Here is a 16,970-nt window from a genome sequence, read left to right on the forward strand (position 1 = left end):
TGTGTAAAATGAAAGTCATGAACATTGAAACCACAAAGCTAGAATTGATGCAGATGTTATTACAAACTCAAAAGGAGAGTGTTTTAGCAAAAATCAAGAGTATTTTTGAACAAGAATCGAGTACTTTTTATTCCACTAAAATATCTGATTTACAACAAAGGGCAGAAGAATCTTTAAAATCCATAGAAAGTGGAGAAACAAGACCGATCGAGGAATTTAAAAATCAACTGGACAATTGGAAGAACAATCAAGCTATTTAGTAGAGATTACATCAAAGGCAGAACAGTACTACTGGAGCTTATTGGTTCACTTATATGAAAATCACTCTATTGAAAGCGCCAATAAGAAATCTGATGAGATTATAGCGTTAGCAATGTCTTTAAATGTTAATCCTCAAAGAGGAAGTTTAGAAGAAGATTTAGCCCATTTTAACAAAGAATTTAGATCGCTGATTTATCGTATTACCAAACGCAAAACAGTCAAGATTATTTACTTGATTGACGAATTAACAAACAAGGTGTATGTAACTGACTTTTTTGCAACACTGATGAACCCCGATAGAAAGAAGAAAAGAAGTTAATTTAAAGGGTTGTAAGGTGTTCGCTACGCCCCTCTGTGCAGCACTTTTTTTTGGCCAAAAAAAAATACATCGGCTTACAGCCGTTTTTGTCCAAAAAAAAGCTGCTGCCTCCCTGCTTCTGCTCCGCTCACTCGCAGCTCCTCTGTATTTTTGCTGACGGCTCCTATGGGTCGCCTACAAAAATCCACCGCTGCTTATCGGGCGCAGCCGCTGGTGCCAAAGCCTACTGCGCATTTTTTTTTAATCGATTTATTATTTTTATAATAAGGAGAAAAAAAATGCTTGTGGCGCGTCCACGCTGCTCACTTAATCGTTCGCAGACAATGTGTCCACGTCGGCTTTGGCGCTGCGCTTTCGCTGCGCTGGTTTTGCGTACAACGCAGAACACTCAATCGGCGTTGGCCTCTATAAACAGTACGGTTAAATCAAAAAAAGGGAAATACATAGTGGGCTATTATCCTGAAATGAGTTGACCGTTTTTTTAGCTAAATCCTAAAATAGATTTACAACCCGGAATCAATCCTAAAATGAGTTTACAGTTTTTAAAATCAGTACGGAAAACACTTGAGATATCACAGAGGGAAGAACTTACCATAAACGATGTAGTTCCGATGCTGAACGCACTATCGCTTGTCGGTTTTAAAAAGCTGACGATTTATCTCCCTGCTATAACCCTTTCTATAAATCCTCATCTTTTTAAAACGGAGGTAAACCGTTTTAATAATTGGCGATTTTTTAGAGGTGGAAAAAAGCCAGGGGAAAAATCGACAAGTATTAAAATGAAGCAACCGAAGGGCGCTAGTCTTCACAAAGAGCATAAAAAAAGAAGCTACCTAATTAAAAGATAACTTCTTACTTAGCAAACGATTTTAGTCCTCTAAGACGTCGTAGCTAAAATACGACTTTTTTACTTAAAAATCAAAGCTATTATCATCAATCTTAGTTCCACTGTGCGCTCAGGTAGCTATGAGCCTGGAGTATTTTACATAATTTACATTATAACTTACAAGCGAAGAACCGATCAAATAGTAAACTCCTGAATTTGTATTATAATGCCAATTATGTACAAATATCGAGGGAAAGGAAACGGAAAAAACACAGGGGTTTTGAGGAACGAAAATACTGGGTTTTTGGAGTGCGGATTTAATCATAAAATCATATATTTACAATGGTCATGAAGTGAGGACGTTCTTAAAAAAATCTGTTTTTGTCAGGTATAAGCGATAAAAAATGGGCTTTTATTAAAAAAAACGCATAAACGTCTATCCCTTTGGACTTCTCCAAAAAGGATACAACAATGTAGTAAGCTCCAATGGTAACAGTACCGCACAGAAATATGATTACCAAGGAAAAGAAAGGCAAGATGAATTAGGATTAAATTGGCATGACTTTGGAGCTCGTAACTATGATGCAACTATTGGTAGATGGATGAACCCTGACCCATTAAGTGAAGAATTTTCTAGTTGGTCTCCATACAATGCTATGTTGAACAACCCTCTATCAATGATAGACCCAGATGGGAGATTTACAGTTAACATTAATGGAGACAATGCGGATAAAGCAACAGAAGAGCTGAATAAATCTACAAGTTTAAATGTTACAAGAGATGCGGAGACAGGCAAGTTGTCGGCAACAGGTGAAGCAAAAACAGAATCTGATAAAATGTTGTTAGCAGCTATTAATGACGAAAATATAACTGTAAATGTTGATGCTCAATCAGACAATTTCAATAGTGATGGCTCGTTAAGAATTGGTGGTAGCTTTATGGGCAATACAGTTAATAGCGATGGAACTGTTACAGCAAATCAAGAGATTAACCCTGATGTGCTTGGAAAAATGAGTGATGCAAATAGTAAGCCTGGAGCAGATGTACTGCATGAGGTTACAGAAGCTTATCAAGGAGCGAAAATATCTAAAGATGCAGGAGTATCTTCTCCTAAAGCGGGCGTTGCTGGTTCGGTTTATTCAAGTGCTCATAGTAGTGCTACTCCACAATCAGGTACAGTAACAGAAATATTAACTTTAAAATCAGGAATTCAAATGCCTTCTTCTATATATAGAAACCCTGTTACAGGTACAGTTAATTATCCTAAAGGAATGAAGGGTGCTAGATGGGAATCAAATGGTAAAACAATACAAAGATTATGAATAAGATAAATTTATTTACGTGCTGTTTAATTACAATTTTAATTAGTCTTTCTTGTAAATCATCTAAGAGTAGTACTTATATAGAAAAACAATCAGATTTACTAAGTTTAAATAAATCAGTTATACCAAAAGAGGTTATAGGCAGAGTTGAATCTATTAAATTAGTTCAAAATGTTTTTGATATAATGATTGAAGATAGTTTAGGAAGAAAGTATCAAATTTTATCAAAGAAAGTAAATGCTTCTAGTCAAAATAAAGAGATAGTTGTTGGTGAAATTTATAAATTTAAAATTACTCAATTAACTCATTTGAATGTAAATAACCAGCCTAATAAAATGGTTGTGAATGGTAAAGAAATTACTGTAAGTCCAAATCACTATATTCAAGATTGTATAAAATTTAACGGACAAGAGTTTTGTAGTAATTCTTGGGAAGTATATGAGGGCATAAACTTGACAAACTTAATCATCAATAACTAAAATTGTATTGTTTAACTTAGATAAAACCCCCTGTATTCTATGATAAAAACAAGTAAAAGTTGAGATATTATTTTTACTAATTTATGCAGCAAATTTAAAAGTATCTACATAGGGTGTTTGTCGTTTGACAACGGCAAACACTCTTGCTATTAATTTGTTTCTAATAATGTTAACGGTACTCATTTTACTTTTGCCTTGTTTTATTCTTTTATGATAGTATAATTTCATTTCTGGGTTATGTTGTATAGCAGAAATAGCGCACATATTAATAATTGCTTTCAATTTTTTATTAGCCAAATGAGAGACTTTTGTACGTCCTTTAATACTAGTTCCAGATTGGTAAGGAAAAGGAGCAACACCACAATAAGAGGCAAACTTTCTCCAGTTTTCAAATTTTGAAAAATTGTCAGTAAACACAATCATCATTATAGCAGTTTGCATTCCTATACCTTTAACACTAGTAACAAGTTTATAGGTTTCTTTTAACATTATATTTTGGTCAATAATAGCTTGCATTTGAGTATTAATCTTGTGTATTTGTTTGGTTAGTTCTGCAATCATTTTTTGTTGAACGTCAAAGATTATTTTATACTCTTTTGCTTTATAAATTCTTTTTTGTTCTTTCAAAGTAACTTTAAAACCAGCTCTTTGTTTGTTAAGTTTTGTCCTTAAAGATAAGAGACTTTTTAGTTGTAATATACTTCTTTTAGGTAGCTTACTGGGTTTAAGTTCTTCTTTTAATCGATACCCATATAGAGCAATGCGTTTGGCATCAATTTGGTCATCCTTTCCACGAGCAATACCAATAGATCTTTTAATTTCTAAACCAGAAGCTATGAAAAAAGATAATTTTTGTTCAGTTAAAGACACAGATAATAAATGAGAGTACATTCCTGTATGTTCAAATACAAACATGGTTTCTTCTTTAGAGAAAGACGAATTTTTAAAACTCCACTTTAGCATTAATTTAAATCCAGATTTACTGTTCTCAAACTGTTGAACAATTTGTTTAGAATAGATACAAACATCAATTAATAATTTACTGACATCGATTCCGATAATTTCATTTGTTTTCATAATTTTGTAATTAGATATTAATAATAGTTACTTAAACTAAGACCTTTAATAAGGGCAGAAACTGAAATTCTATATGGTTCTAAGTAACTTTTAAAAAGAACGGAGACTAATACGGGGGATGGCTCTAAAAAGCTAGCTGGCCGCTAAAGTTCACTCCGTTCTTTTGTGTTTTTGGTTATCAACAAAATAAGAGTTATTAACAAAGAAAAAAAGAAGCAAAAAAAGAAATTTCATCATAACTATTATGTTTTTATTTTAAGTAATTATTTCTATTTGCTAATCTAAAGGCTCGTCCTAGTATGTCACGCAACCGCTACCGCTAGCATTTGCTAGTGGCGTTTGTGAGTAAAACAACGAAAAAAAGGAGTTTAAGAAATTAAGATATTTTTTTCGTTGTTTTTAGCAAATTACAGTTTACAAAAACGCTTGCAATACCTGTTCTAAAGCGGTTATTTTATTTTGGTTTTAAAACCTGCTCCGTTCACACCCCAAAATTTACCGAAAACAAAAAAGTTATTAACATTCCTTTTTTTCTTCTCTACCCCTTTATACGCCTATCTTTCTTCCGTTTTTTCTTTGTTTTTGTTTTCCGCCCCATTCCGTCCTCATTTCAGGGGTTTTTGTGGGGCTTTTTTGTGTTTTTCGTTTGGGTTTTTAGGTTTTTTTGGTGGTGGTTTTTCTTGGGCTTTTTTTCGTTTCGTTTTTGGTCTTTTAAAACGTTTTTTATCTTAAATTTCATTTTTTTATTGCCGTAAGGCAAAAGGGCTTTTTTTTGACTGAAACAGTCATTTATTTGTTATTTTTTTGAGCCGATTATTCGGCTTCATCACGCCAAAGACAAACTGTTTTTTTGGGCTTTTTTTACCGCTTTGCGGTGGGGCTTTTTGTGGTAATCAACCACAAACATTTTTTTTGTTTTTTCTTCTTCTTTTACACTGCTTTGCAGGGCAATTTTTGAACTTTTTTAGTGAGCCGACACAGGTTTTTTTTGCGATTTTCCGCAATTATTTTGACAAATCTTGCGCCTAATTTAAGATTTTATGACCTAAATTTTTGTTCTTATTTTAAGGCTGAATTATTTTTTGGTTTTAGGCGTTTTACTTCTCATTTCTCTCTAAATATTGACTGTTTTTTGACTTTGAGTTATTAACAATTACGCCATTTTGTCGGTGTTGGTTGGTTGTGGTTCTGCAACCCATTTTATAAGCTGATTTTTGTCAATTTATTAGCAAAATTGATTTTTATGCTCCGAAAATCGGAGTATTTTTTTGGGCTTTTTTTCCGCCAAAGGCGGTGAGGCTTTTTTTTTGGGTTTTCAACCCATTTTTTTAGTTTTTAAACAAACTATTTTTGATATTTTGGCAAACTCAATACAAGTTTTAGGCGGTTCTTATTTGTTCACTTTTTTGTCAATTTAGTATTTGATTTTTAAAAGCAATTTTAAGCCTGTTTTTTGCTCTTTTTTAGCCGTTTTTCGGCTCTCAGATTTAGGGTTTTGTTTCTGTTCTTTTTTGTACTTTTTCTTCTCTTTTTTGCTTTGGTTTTGAGCTGTTTTTGGTTTCGTTTTTCTGTGTTTTTCGCCCCCACAAAAACCCCTGAAATGAGGACGGAATGGGGCTTTTCTTCTTTTGCCCTTTGTGTATATCTCTTGCTTTTTTGCCTTTTTATTTTGCCTTATTTAGCGTTTTATTTTAATCTTTTTAACCCCTTTTTTATGGAAAATTTTAATGCAAAAACCTCACAAAACGCAGTTCCTTTTTTAAATTCAGTAGGACAGTTAGTCAAAACCCCTATTCCAACCCTTAAATTCCCTAAAACAAAGGGATTGACAGTAGGACGACAACCAAACCAAAACCCTCGCACGCACACACGCACACGTGAAGCCAATTTTGATTTTACAAAAATTACTGAAAAATCAATTTTTAAATTACGCAAAGTAGTAGAAAATGATTTTTTACAAACCGTTCCGCTTTTGTTTGATGAACTGCAACAGACAAAAGTAGTTTTTCACAATACGGACTACGTAAACGCTATTTTTAGCACCTATCACAAAAAACACGCTTTGTTGTTTTTAGATTGGGTAAAAACCTTTGCTATGATACGAAGCACCAACAGACCTGAACTGATGAGCGATGTTTTACAAACTGATGATGAAGATTTTTTAACCACTTTTAAACTTTTTAAATTACAACATAAACAGCCCAAACAACAACGCATCAATCAAAAAGAGCAAATATGGAGTTTGATACTTAAATATTTTCCTACCGAACCTTTTGAAACCAAAGAACTTTTTGCGAAAACAGCTATAGACCGTAGTACCGTAAATCAGTTTTTAAACCAATTTAAAGAAGAAAACAAGATAAAACGTTGTCGCAAAATAGGGGCTTGTTATCGCTATCAAATAGTAAAAACCGATGTAAAATGAAAACACTAGACCAAGATACTTTTAACGATTTTGAGAACAAACAAATCATTTGGGAACTCTACGGCGATTTGTTGGATTTTTACGACCAAGATTGTTTTACTTCCGAGCAGGTTGCTTATGATACCGTACATAGCAAAAAACTAATCAATAAGGTACTGCACCGCCTCATACAACACAAAGCCGTTCTTTGTACAGGAACAGACCACTGGGGAATGAAAATCTACCGTTTAAACGAAGAATTTAATCATTAAAACACTCTTTTACTTTGGATTGCTTTTAACAAGCCTAACGGCGTGTTTTTTTGTGCCTTATCCGCCAAAGGCGATTGGGCTTATTTCGACAAGCTCAATACAGGTTTTTTACCGCTTTGCGGTGGGGCTTTTTTCAGATGTTTTTTTAGTTTATTTTTGGTCTTTTTAAAGCGGTTTTTTTGTCTTTTTCCTTTTTTTTCTCTTACGATATTTTTTTTGTAGTTTTGAAACAATTCTTTTTACAAAAAGTTTTTAAAAAATTTGAGCTGTCTAAAACTGAAATATCATCAAAGTACTGAACTAAAATTAGTTTGGAATAAAAAAGCACTGACCTCAAAGAAAAGTGATTTAAAAAGACGTAGTTATTTCCTCGGTGGGCTCAAACATAAAGGGTATAATAATATTGTCAATCCTAGTGGGAATGCGACTGCGCAGAAAAAAGGTTTTGCAAATGAAGAATTAGAAGAAGAACTTGGAAAAAATACAATTGCTTTCCAATGGAGAGATTACGACCCTGCAATTGGAAGATTTAACAAGATTGATAGGTTTGCAGAAAAGTATATGCCAATTTCACCATATAGTTATACTGCAAATAATCCTGTAAGATTTATTGATGTAAAAGGAGATTCAATTTTTATAAAGTATAAGAACCAAAATATTCTATATGATAATGGTAAACTATATACAAAAAATAGTAAAGGTAAATATGGGGAATATAAAGGTAATGGTGTAAAGGTAAATAAGGATGGCTCAATCAAATTAAAAGGTTTTTTAGGTAAAGCAGTTGCTGCATTAGATAAAATAAGAACTGGTGGTTCAGAAGGTGGTTCATTAATTGGAGATTTGCAGAATTCTAAATATCATATAAAAATAAAACAAGGGAAGAATGGAGCAAGAGGTTATAATATCTCTTGGGATCCTTCAAATACTACAGGGGGTGTTAATGGAGCAGGTAGTTCGAATCGACCAAGTTTTATTGGATTAGCTCATGAGTTAGGACATGCACATGACGGTTTGGATGGTAGTATAGATTACAGCACTTGGTTCTCTATTGGGGCAAAAAATATACCAAAAGCAGAACAGTATGCGAGTCATTGGGAAAATAGGATTAGAGGAGAAAACGGTTTATCATTAAGAACACATTATTATAATTCAGGAGGCGTAAAGAAAGGGTCTTTACTTGGTTTAAGAAAAGTGAATTTTAATTACAGTAATAAATTATCGCCACCAACTATTTTATATAATACTCAAATATCTACTTCCAATGATTTTAATGTATTTATGCTTTCAAATAGTTCTACTACAATAATTAAACATAAATAATATGAAAAAGTGTTTGTATTTAGTATTAATAATATTATTTAACCAAGAGTTGCAAGCTCAAACTAAAATTATTTCACTATCAAGTTACTTTAAAGGAAAAGGTGTAATTTTTGAAAAAGAGTACAAATCTCTTATTGATATAAAAGATTATGAAAAATCTTTCACTCCTTCTTTAGAAGAAATAAAAATAGTAGAAAATTTATTTTTAAAAAAAATTGAATCAAAAAGAAAAATAAAGAAAACTCCTAAAAAAGAATTTTATAATTATTACAGACAATATTTGGGCTATATAAATAGTAATCAGGAGAAAGTAATAATGGTAAATATGCTTAATTTTAATAAAAAATCTAAAGCAAAAAGGATGTTTGAAAACTGGGATAAGGATTATGTTCTTGGATTTGGTGAATTCTATGAAGAAAATCAATTTATATACACAATTAATTTATTAAAAAAAACTTTACAAATCTGTTAATAAAGATTGAGTAATAATAGTAATTAACCGACAAATAAATTTATACAGCCACCTTTAACGAGGTGGTTTTTTAGTTTAAAAAGACATTTTCAGAAAAACTTATCAACAATTTACTTTTTCGCCTCTATCTCTTGCCACTCCTGCTCTTTCCGCCATTTTCTTTCCTTTTTCTTTTCCGCCCCATTCCGTCCTCATTTCAGGGGTTTTTGTGGGGGCTTTTTTGTGTTTTTCGTTTGGGTCTTTAGGTTTTTTTGATGGTGGTTTTTCTTTGACTTTTTTTCGTTTTGTTTTTGGACTTTTTTTAGGCATTTTTTTGCGTTAAATTTCATTTTTTTGCCTTAGGCAAAAGGAATTTTTTTTGACTGAAACAATCATTTTTTTGAGCCAATTATTAGGCTTCATCACGCCAAAGGCGAACTGTTTTTTTGGGCTTATTTCGACAAGCTCAATACAGGTTTTTTACCGCTTTGGGGTGGGGTTTTTCTTTTTTTTGATCTGCTCCGCAGGGGTGTTTTATTGGATTTTTGCTTGTGGTTCTGCAACCCATTTTACAGGTTGATTTTTGTTGATTTATTGGCTAAACCGACTTTTATACTCCGAAAAGCGGAGTATTTTTTGGGGCTTTTTTACCGCTTTTCGGTGGGCTTTTCTTTTTTTTGCTCTGTTCCTAAGGGGTGTTTTATTGGGTTTTCACTTGTGGTTCTGCGACCCTTTTTATAATTTTTTTTCGCCAAAGGCGGACGAATGTTTTTTATTACTGTTGTAGGACAGTAAAGGGATTTTTGTTTTTTTTGCTCTGTTCCACAGTGCAATTTTTGGGGCTTTTAAACCGTTTTTATTTGTTCCTTAGAGTTTTTTTTGACTGGAACAGTCATTTGTTTTTTCATTTTTTCGACAGGCTCAACACAAGTTTTTTGAGTCGATTATTCGGATTCATCACGCCAAAGGCGAGCTGTTTTTTTTTGGGTTATTTCGACAAGCTCAATACAGGTTTTTCACCGCTTTGCGGTGGGGCTTTTTCTTTTTTTTGCACTGCTCCGCAGGAGGTGTTTTTTGGATTTTTAAAAGGCTTTTATTTGTTCCTTTTTTTTGTCAATTTTTTTTTGAATTTTTAAAAATAATCTCAAAGCTATTTTTTTCGTTGTTTTATCCATTTTTTGGCTCTTGGGTTGGGTGGTTTGTTTTTTGCTTTGGTTTTGGGCTGTTTTTGGTTTCGTTTTTCTGTGTTTTTTCGCCCCCACAAAAACCCCTGAAATGAGGACGGAATGGGGCGGAAAAGAAAAAGGAAAGAAAATGGCGGAAAGAGCAGGAGTGGCAAGAGATAGAGGCGAAAAAGTAAATTGTTGATAAGTTTTTCTGAAAATGTCTTTTTAAACTAAAAAACCACCTCGTTAAAGGTGGCTGTATAAATTTATTTGTCGGTTAATTACTATTATTACTCAATCTTTATTAACAGATTTGTAAAGTTTTTTTTAATAAATTAATTGTGTATATAAATTGATTTTCTTCATAGAATTCACCAAATCCAAGAACATAATCCTTATCCCAGTTTTCAAACATCCTTTTTGCTTTAGATTTTTTATTAAAATTAAGCATATTTACCATTATTACTTTCTCCTGATTACTATTTATATAGCCCAAATATTGTCTGTAATAATTATAAAATTCTTTTTTAGGAGTTTTCTTTATTTTTCTTTTTGATTCAATTTTTTTTAAAAATAAATTTTCTACTATTTTTATTTCTTCTAAAGAAGGAGTGAAAGATTTTTCATAATCTTTTATATCAATAAGAGATTTGTACTCTTTTTCAAAAATTACACCTTTTCCTTTAAAGTAACTTGATAGTGAAATAATTTTAGTTTGAGCTTGCAACTCTTGGTTAAATAATATTATTAATACTAAATACAAACACTTTTTCATATTATTTATGTTTAATTATTGTAGTAGAACTATTTGAAAGCATAAATACATTAAAATCATTGGAAGTAGATATTTGAGTATTATATAAAATAGTTGGTGGCGATAATTTATTACTGTAATTAAAATTCACTTTTCTTAAACCAAGTAAAGACCCTTTCTTTACGCCTCCTGAATTAGTAATAGCCTCATTAATTAGATTTGAATAATGCTTCTCTAAATTTTCAAATGTTTCTTTTAAGGAAATCAAAAACCTTACTTGTTTATGTTAATTGTTGGTATTGACAAATTTAACCTTTTATGTTAGACTTTATGAAACCTTAAAAAACAAGATATGTTATTTACTTCTACAATTCACTCAATAAAAGAAATTAAGATTAAAAGAAAAGATATTCTAGAGTTTAAGTCATTTATTGATACTCTTTCAGCAAATGGTATAAAGACATCTATATCATACAGATATGTTATAATTCCTATCTCAAGTTTGAAAAACCTCAATCAAATAGATTTAGACTGGATTATTGCAATTACGTATTCGCGATGTAAGGGTTTTTCTTTAAACATCGAAAATGACTAATTATCATGTCTTTCAGATAATTAATCAATAATTTCAATGCACAACATTCCATTAGGGATGTTGTTTTTTTATTTTAAATATTTACTCACCGTACCTCGATAAACTCCCAAGTACTTAGCCGCTTGACTAATATTGCCTTCACATTGCTCTACAACAGCATTGACATGTTTTTTCATAGCACTTTCTAAGCTTAAAACAGGGGATTTTTCACCTTTAATCATTTGTCTAGGAATATCAGCTTTGGTAACTTTCTTTTCACAGAAGGTATAGAAAATCTCAACCATATTCTCGACTTCCTTTAAATTACCATCAAAGTGGTAGTCCAATATAAAATCCCAAGCCTCTTTGTCAATCTCACCAATATAATCTACACCCAACTTAGTATAGGTCGTTTCCATAAAATAATTAACCCAAGCCTTACGCTCTTTTCTTTGCATTTGAAAAAACGAGGGTAATTGTAGTTCCGCTACAGCCAAGCGATAATGTAATTCTCTGTGGAATGCATCCGCATCACGAAGTAGCCATAAATCTTCTGTGCTGGTGGCAATAATACGCACGTCTAAAGGTAAATTTCTATCCGAACCGATACGCTGAAACACCTTTTCATTTAGAACCGTATTAAGCCTCGCTTGCAAATGTTTAGGGAGGGTATCAATAGCATCAAAAACTACTGTTCCACCTTTGGCTTGTTCTAAAACTCCAGTATGTAATTTTGTAGCCCCAGAAAATGCGCCTTTTTCATAACCAAATAGTTTATGCTCCAGCATGGTCTCATTATAGGCACTGCAATCCAATATGCTAAAAGGTTTGTTCTTTCGGTTGGATATGTTATGTATATACTTTGCTAAAAATGTTTTGCCTGTACCAGAATCCCCTTGAATCAAAATGGTGGTTTTATCATTTCCTGCCAATTGAACGGCTTTGGTGTATATAGGTTTTAATTTGGTTGTGATTTTCGGTTTTAAATTCGTGTTGAGATGACCTCCTGCATTATTATCTCTAACGTTCGTAACCCCTGCATAATGGGACACGTCAAATTCTATAGGTTCTTTTGGTGGGGTAAGACCACCTTCAATAAAACGGCGTTCTCGCCGCCTAAAAAAAGAAATAGTATCTCGCTTAAACAAATCACAGCCCAATAAATACCAAGCCGTTTGCATCGATGGTGTACCTGGACTTACAAAGATCTGTACGTTTGTACGGTCGAGTTTAATCTTTATCAATTCGTCAATTTTATTCTTAATTGTTCCAATAGAAAGAATATCGTCAATGTCCATATACATAAGCATCACTTTCTTGTTGTTGAAGGAGTGCTCTAGTGCAACCCGCAAGCGGTTTAGTTTTACATCCATCTCCAAATTCTCACGCTCTCTATACTGGCTCAGTAGATAATGGACATCAAAATCCTGCCCGAAATCACGGTACAGACTAAAGTGCGGACCATTTTCATTGATGATGATTTCTGTTGAATTGTCCTTAGGTCTTATAAAATCATGACCTGTAGCCACCCAAGAAACGAGTGCATTGCTCATAATAGTGTTGGTTTTTTCATCACAAGATAAAAAAATCAGTAGGTTTTAAAAAATAAAGAGCTGTAAATAATGAAAGTGTAGGTTTTTTACTAAACGGATTTAATTGTAGATATCCCTTTTTTAAATCAAAAAAAACAAACAATGAAAAACAAAACAAAAATCACACTTCAAGACTACGTCTCAAAAGATTTCACAGATGACGTTTACGAAAGCCTTGCACCCCTACATGAAATACAATCTGCATTAGATGGTGCAATCACGCTAGTACATGATACCGAATTAAACACCTATGGTGTACTCAATCAGTCCACAGGATTATTACGATATGGACAGTCCTTAGACCATGCCATACGAATATTCAGAACAGAAGTTAAAACAAATACTAAATATTAATTCTTAAAAAAGATAATTATGAAAAATCCAAACCATGCCACAACAGTAGTCTACACCAACAAGGAAGCTGACCGCTTAATTGTAAAAACAATTCCTCAGATTACGCATCAAGTGCGAACCAATGCTATAGATTTAGCAGCCAAAGGATTGCCTAAAATCGGCGACCCACTCTCAATCTACTTACCGCTAATACTGACCTTATTTCAATCTTTGCTGGAGAAAGTACATAAGCTCATCGGTGCTGAAGCCATCGCATCTCAGATTAAAACCACCAAAGAGAACTACAAAAAGGAAGAAGAACATTTAATATCCTTTTTAAAAGAATTAGGAGAAGAGTTAAGACTGCTTAGAAAACGTGCCAAAGAGCTTAGCGAAAATCTAGGGCATATCATTGGTAAATGGCGTGTAGCACTCTTGTTCTTGGTCATATTAAGTTTTGCTGAAACGTTACTGAACTATAAAATTTTCTTACCTATTTCTTCCAACAACGCTATGGCTCTTGTAGGTGCTAGTGGAATAGCATTGGCATTTTTTATTATATCGCACGTATTCAAGGATATCCTTAATTTTTTCCCTGCACGGAGAACCAAAATCTTGGTTGGTCTTGGAATTGTATCTCTAATTACAGCCTTACTCTATTCCTTTGCCATGATGCGTTTGGCATTTATTTCCGAAATCGATGCCAGTGCTTCACAGCATGTTTCAGAATGGAATTTTGTGATACTCAACTTGGTGCTATTTCTAGCTGGGGTGGCACTAACGCTGATTTATAAACCTTCCAAAAAGGTTTTTAACGATTACCATACCCATCTAAAAGTTGCCAAAAAATTAAAAGCCAAGAAAAGGGAATATAAAACGGCAGAATCACGACTTGCCATACTTTCTAAAGAAAAGAATGACCATTTAGACCGATTGGAAGGGATTCAGCTGATGGCAAAGAATTATGAGCGTACCCTAGAAGCAGAATATGGGCAATCTTTTGCCTTATGGTGCAAGGAGAATTTGATTGCCCGTAAACAGAGTGATGGCATACCAAAGTGTTTTTCAGAAAAACCAAGTTCGCTGACTACCTATTTCCAAAACAACACATCACAAACCCTATAAAACCAATAACTATGAAACGCTATTTATTTGTACTCTTTTTACTGACCCTACTAACAAGTTGTGAAGATGAGATTATGCCGAGTCAGCATACTGTTAGTATTTTAATTGATAGAACTGACCCTGAAGGATACGCTCCTTCAGGGGAGTTTATCCTTCGCGCTTTACCCAAGGTACATCTCGCTGATGGATTGGAACTTTCCATTACCAATATTGGAGATACCCATTATAATGAGCGTCAGAGTTTTTTACTTGAAAAAGGAGAGACAGGATGGCTTGCCAATGAGGACAAACGCAGAAAACAATACAAGTTTCTAAAAAAGCAATTTGCTGATAGCCTCACCGCATTTAATGCTCGAGATTATCAGTATATCCGCTCGGATATTTTTAGGAGCCTTGCTAAAGAACTCAATCGGCTTGGCAGAAAAAAAGGAAAACGAGCACTTTGGTTGTTTTCAGATTTAAAAGAACACAGTTTCTTTTCGGTCTACAACCCAAAGGATGTCTATCGGCTTGCAAAAGACCCAGAAAAAGTGGCTAGGGAATTTGAATCCTCTATCCCACTAGTAGAAAATTTATCAGGAGTTACCCTTGTGATTATCTACAAGCCCACTTTAGACGACACAGAATTGTTCTCACAGCTTGTAAGGCTTTACAGAACAATACTAGAACCTAAAGGAGGCATTATTAAGATAGGCATTCAAAATCAGATACGGCTATGAAAACATTTTTTACAATACTCGGCTTTTTTTTAAAAATATTTTTAATAGCTATTTACTGTCTTACTAGGGCAAGTGAACTGATCCTTACCGCCTTTAATGGGGCGTTTAAAAAATTAATTGATACCAACTTAAAATAAAACACGATGAATATATATGACCTATTAGATAGTATAAGTGATGGTTTAGATACCATCTTAGAATGGATTGTAGGAACAAAACACGCCTACAAAGGCAAACTGGGTAATTCCAGAAAGGTTTTGAAATACAAACACCGCAAAGGTAATGGCATCCGCATTGGGGAGAAATTTATCTCCATGAAACAGAGTCTTAATGGTGGACTTTTACTCATTGGTAAAACAGGAATAGGCAAGACTTCTAAAGTTTTCGCACAGCAATTATTTGGTGCATCAAAAATGGTGGATACATCTTTTGTGGTTTTTGACCAAACAAAACAAGCGAGAGACATGGCGATGCCCTATATGGAACAAGAGCTAGATTATGATGAAGATATTGTCAATTTCGCTGATTCCTCAGAGTCCACAGTTGGTTGGAATCCCATCGAAAATCTCCCATTAGATAGAATTAATCGTTTTTCAGAAGAATTGGTGGCTATTGAAGGTGGTCAGAACGTCAAAGAACCGATTTGGAACAATACGTCATCTGCAATTATTGGCATGATGATTTGGCTTTTAAAATATATAGAAGCAGAATTAGGAACTAACCAGTATACTAATTTATATAATGTTCGCTATCTGGTAACGCTCATACAGGCAAACGTTAAAAAAATGAATGTCTTGGTAGCAAAATATGGTGATGATATGCTCTATACCAGTTATCGAGGATTGATTAAAAATGATGCTAAATTTTTAAATTCAGCACTGTCTAATACACTTTCAATTTTAAAGAATTGGCAGGATGAGAATGTGATTAAAACCACTGCACGTACCACACTCGATATGAATGCCTATCGTGATGAGAAACGCATTTTATGGATTCAAAGTAGCGTGATGGCACAGGATTATCTTAAAGGGCTTAATTCCTTATTCCTCAAAGAATGGTTTACCCAAATCATCGAGGCTGGAATCCCTACAAAAGCCGATAATGTCATTGCTTTTTTAGTGGATGAAGCAGGAAGTCTGAAAACCAAAGACAAACAGTTTATTCCTTTTATTAGCTCGCAGATTCGTAAGTATAAAGCATACGGAATATGGGGTTATCAGTCCTTTAGTCAATGCCAAGACCTCTATACCCAGCAAGGTGCAGAAACTCTGAAAGCCAACACGGGAAGTGTTTTATATCTCGGCGGAACAAACTTGGCTACAGCAACAGAGATTAGTAAATCACTTGGGAAATATTCGTATACATCCAATGATCGTACCCATCATAGGGAAGTATTAACCCCACAGGAAGTGATGCATAAAAACACCAAAGACGGTGGTATTTTTATTAGTAGCGGACAAGCTCCAATGCTTTTAAAACGTATTAAAGCGTATTATCAGAATAAAAAATACCGAAAATGGGCAGAAGAGCAAGCGCCACCAATTCAAAGTGGTATTGATGCTATGCCACCACTTTTGCCTGTAGACGTACTTATTGGCAAGGCAAACCCAAATACACCCGGCAATGGCTAAAACAAGCACCTTATTTGACCCAGGGAAAATTTTGGAGTGGGCAGAGGATGGATTGACCTTTTTGTCTTTAAAACTGGAGAGCAAGATTGAACGCTTTACCGAAAGCAGAAAGCCAAAGGAAAAGGCACGTGAGCGGAGCAAACATCGTGAAAAAGAGCGGAAAAAACGCAATAAAGAAATTGCTAAGGAGCAAGAATCCGCAATGGAACTTCATAGGGAATTCCAAAGTCGAAAAGAGGCTGAAAAACAGCAGCAATTTGAAGAGCGTATGGAAGGATTAGAACAAGATAACGAGGGGCTTTCACAGGAAACAGGAATGGAATTATAACCAAAGACACCCGT

The 16,970-nt window shown here is 33.8% G+C and carries 18 protein-coding genes and 1 pseudogene; 15 read left to right on the plus strand and 4 right to left on the minus strand.

Annotated elements, in window-relative coordinates:
• Positions 1 to 17: 17 nt before the first annotated feature.
• The 6 genes from GKR88_19315 (at position 18) to GKR88_19340 (ending at position 3,207) form a co-directional block, all read left to right on the plus strand.
• Positions 18 to 260: a hypothetical protein gene (locus GKR88_19315; GenBank protein ID QMU66214.1), complete on the plus strand. Its 243-nt coding sequence runs from the start codon at positions 18 to 20 to the stop codon at positions 258 to 260.
• Complete coding sequence (locus GKR88_19320) at positions 236 to 580, plus strand: hypothetical protein (protein ID QMU66215.1); 345 nt, start codon at positions 236 to 238, stop codon at positions 578 to 580. The genes GKR88_19315 and GKR88_19320 overlap by 25 nt, the downstream gene beginning before the upstream one ends.
• An 86-nt stretch (positions 581 to 666) precedes the next feature.
• Complete coding sequence (locus tag GKR88_19325; GenBank protein QMU66216.1) at positions 667 to 1,053, plus strand: hypothetical protein; 387 nt, start codon at positions 667 to 669, stop codon at positions 1,051 to 1,053.
• 54 nt (positions 1,054 to 1,107) lie between these two features.
• On the plus strand, positions 1,108 to 1,428 hold the full coding sequence (locus GKR88_19330; protein QMU66217.1) for a hypothetical protein: 321 nt from the start codon (positions 1,108 to 1,110) through the stop codon (positions 1,426 to 1,428).
• Positions 1,429 to 1,834: 406 nt separating this feature from the next.
• Entirely contained in the window at positions 1,835 to 2,728 is an 894-nt protein-coding gene (locus tag GKR88_19335; GenBank protein ID QMU66218.1) for a type IV secretion protein Rhs, read from the plus strand.
• Positions 2,725 to 3,207 carry a hypothetical protein gene (locus tag GKR88_19340; GenBank protein ID QMU66219.1) on the plus strand — a complete coding sequence of 161 codons (483 nt, stop codon included), beginning with the start codon at positions 2,725 to 2,727 and terminating at the stop codon, positions 3,205 to 3,207. Before GKR88_19335 ends, GKR88_19340 begins: the two co-directional genes overlap by 4 nt.
• Positions 3,208 to 3,288: 81 nt before the next feature.
• Here GKR88_19340 and GKR88_19345 read toward each other — a convergent pair whose 3' ends face one another.
• Positions 3,289 to 4,284 carry a transposase gene (locus tag GKR88_19345; GenBank protein ID QMU66220.1) on the minus strand — a complete coding sequence of 332 codons (996 nt, stop codon included), beginning with the start codon at positions 4,282 to 4,284 and terminating at the stop codon, positions 3,289 to 3,291.
• Positions 4,285 to 5,998: 1,714 nt separating this feature from the next.
• On the opposite strand from GKR88_19345, the gene GKR88_19350 reads away from it, so the two are divergent.
• The 4 genes and pseudogenes from GKR88_19350 to GKR88_19365 all read left to right on the plus strand — a co-directional run bounded on the left by GKR88_19350 (position 5,999) and on the right by GKR88_19365 (position 8,755).
• Entirely contained in the window at positions 5,999 to 6,709 is a 711-nt protein-coding gene (locus tag GKR88_19350; GenBank protein QMU66221.1) for a hypothetical protein, read from the plus strand.
• Positions 6,706 to 6,960 (plus strand): hypothetical protein, encoded by a 255-nt coding sequence (locus GKR88_19355; protein QMU66222.1) that lies wholly within the window; start codon positions 6,706 to 6,708, stop codon positions 6,958 to 6,960. Before GKR88_19350 ends, GKR88_19355 begins: the two co-directional genes overlap by 4 nt.
• Before the next feature lie 261 nt (positions 6,961 to 7,221).
• Positions 7,222 to 7,602: pseudogene (locus tag GKR88_19360) on the plus strand (hypothetical protein).
• 694 nt (positions 7,603 to 8,296) lie between these two features.
• The gene (locus GKR88_19365) at positions 8,297 to 8,755 is read left to right on the plus strand and encodes a hypothetical protein (GenBank protein QMU66223.1); all 459 of its coding nucleotides are present in this window, start codon (positions 8,297 to 8,299) and stop codon (positions 8,753 to 8,755) included.
• Positions 8,756 to 8,857: 102 nt separating this feature from the next.
• Here the strand turns inward: GKR88_19365 and GKR88_19370 are convergent, their stop codons facing one another.
• The 3 genes from GKR88_19370 to GKR88_19380 all read right to left on the minus strand — a co-directional run bounded on the left by GKR88_19370 (position 8,858) and on the right by GKR88_19380 (position 12,781).
• A complete protein-coding gene (locus tag GKR88_19370) occupies positions 8,858 to 9,064 on the minus strand; it encodes a hypothetical protein (GenBank protein QMU66224.1) in 207 nt (68 codons plus the stop codon).
• Positions 9,065 to 10,204: 1,140 nt separating this feature from the next.
• Positions 10,205 to 10,663: a hypothetical protein gene (locus tag GKR88_19375; protein ID QMU66225.1), complete on the minus strand. Its 459-nt coding sequence runs from the start codon at positions 10,661 to 10,663 to the stop codon at positions 10,205 to 10,207.
• 654 nt (positions 10,664 to 11,317) lie between these two features.
• On the minus strand, positions 11,318 to 12,781 hold the full coding sequence (locus GKR88_19380) for an AAA domain-containing protein (GenBank protein ID QMU66226.1): 1,464 nt from the start codon (positions 12,779 to 12,781) through the stop codon (positions 11,318 to 11,320).
• 141 nt (positions 12,782 to 12,922) lie between these two features.
• Between GKR88_19380 and GKR88_19385 the strand changes: the two genes are divergently transcribed.
• The 5 genes from GKR88_19385 to GKR88_19405 all read left to right on the plus strand — a co-directional run bounded on the left by GKR88_19385 (position 12,923) and on the right by GKR88_19405 (position 16,956).
• The gene (locus GKR88_19385) at positions 12,923 to 13,174 is read left to right on the plus strand and encodes a hypothetical protein (GenBank protein QMU66227.1); all 252 of its coding nucleotides are present in this window, start codon (positions 12,923 to 12,925) and stop codon (positions 13,172 to 13,174) included.
• Between the two features lie 18 nt (positions 13,175 to 13,192).
• A complete protein-coding gene (locus tag GKR88_19390; protein QMU66228.1) occupies positions 13,193 to 14,278 on the plus strand; it encodes a hypothetical protein in 1,086 nt (361 codons plus the stop codon).
• An 11-nt stretch (positions 14,279 to 14,289) separates the two neighbouring features.
• Positions 14,290 to 14,997 carry a hypothetical protein gene (locus GKR88_19395; GenBank protein ID QMU66229.1) on the plus strand — a complete coding sequence of 236 codons (708 nt, stop codon included), beginning with the start codon at positions 14,290 to 14,292 and terminating at the stop codon, positions 14,995 to 14,997.
• Positions 14,998 to 15,140: 143 nt separating this feature from the next.
• The gene (locus tag GKR88_19400) at positions 15,141 to 16,628 is read left to right on the plus strand and encodes a type IV secretion system DNA-binding domain-containing protein (protein ID QMU66230.1); all 1,488 of its coding nucleotides are present in this window, start codon (positions 15,141 to 15,143) and stop codon (positions 16,626 to 16,628) included.
• Positions 16,621 to 16,956 carry a hypothetical protein gene (locus tag GKR88_19405; protein QMU66231.1) on the plus strand — a complete coding sequence of 112 codons (336 nt, stop codon included), beginning with the start codon at positions 16,621 to 16,623 and terminating at the stop codon, positions 16,954 to 16,956. The genes GKR88_19400 and GKR88_19405 overlap by 8 nt, the downstream gene beginning before the upstream one ends.
• Positions 16,957 to 16,970: the final 14 nt, after the last annotated feature.

Source organism: Flavobacteriaceae bacterium, from assembly GCA_014075215.1.
Taxonomy (GTDB): Bacteria; Bacteroidota; Bacteroidia; order Flavobacteriales; family Flavobacteriaceae; genus Polaribacter.

Excerpts from the sequence above, each read along its gene's own strand:
- GKR88_19315 (QMU66214.1), top strand. The coding sequence starts at position 18 with ATGAACATTGAAACCACAAAGCTAGAATTGATGCAGATGTTATTACAA.
- GKR88_19330 (QMU66217.1), top strand. The coding sequence starts at position 1,108 with ATGAGTTTACAGTTTTTAAAATCAGTACGGAAAACACTTGAGATATCA.
- GKR88_19340 (QMU66219.1), top strand. The coding sequence starts at position 2,725 with ATGAATAAGATAAATTTATTTACGTGCTGTTTAATTACAATTTTAATT.
- GKR88_19345 (QMU66220.1), bottom strand. The coding sequence starts at position 4,284 with ATGAAAACAAATGAAATTATCGGAATCGATGTCAGTAAATTATTAATT.
- GKR88_19350 (QMU66221.1), top strand. The coding sequence starts at position 5,999 with ATGGAAAATTTTAATGCAAAAACCTCACAAAACGCAGTTCCTTTTTTA.
- GKR88_19355 (QMU66222.1), top strand. The coding sequence starts at position 6,706 with ATGAAAACACTAGACCAAGATACTTTTAACGATTTTGAGAACAAACAA.
- GKR88_19370 (QMU66224.1), bottom strand. The coding sequence starts at position 9,064 with ATGCCTAAAAAAAGTCCAAAAACAAAACGAAAAAAAGTCAAAGAAAAA.
- GKR88_19380 (QMU66226.1), bottom strand. The coding sequence starts at position 12,781 with ATGAGCAATGCACTCGTTTCTTGGGTGGCTACAGGTCATGATTTTATA.
- GKR88_19385 (QMU66227.1), top strand. The coding sequence starts at position 12,923 with ATGAAAAACAAAACAAAAATCACACTTCAAGACTACGTCTCAAAAGAT.
- GKR88_19390 (QMU66228.1), top strand. The coding sequence starts at position 13,193 with ATGAAAAATCCAAACCATGCCACAACAGTAGTCTACACCAACAAGGAA.
- GKR88_19395 (QMU66229.1), top strand. The coding sequence starts at position 14,290 with ATGAAACGCTATTTATTTGTACTCTTTTTACTGACCCTACTAACAAGT.
- GKR88_19400 (QMU66230.1), top strand. The coding sequence starts at position 15,141 with ATGAATATATATGACCTATTAGATAGTATAAGTGATGGTTTAGATACC.
- GKR88_19405 (QMU66231.1), top strand. The coding sequence starts at position 16,621 with ATGGCTAAAACAAGCACCTTATTTGACCCAGGGAAAATTTTGGAGTGG.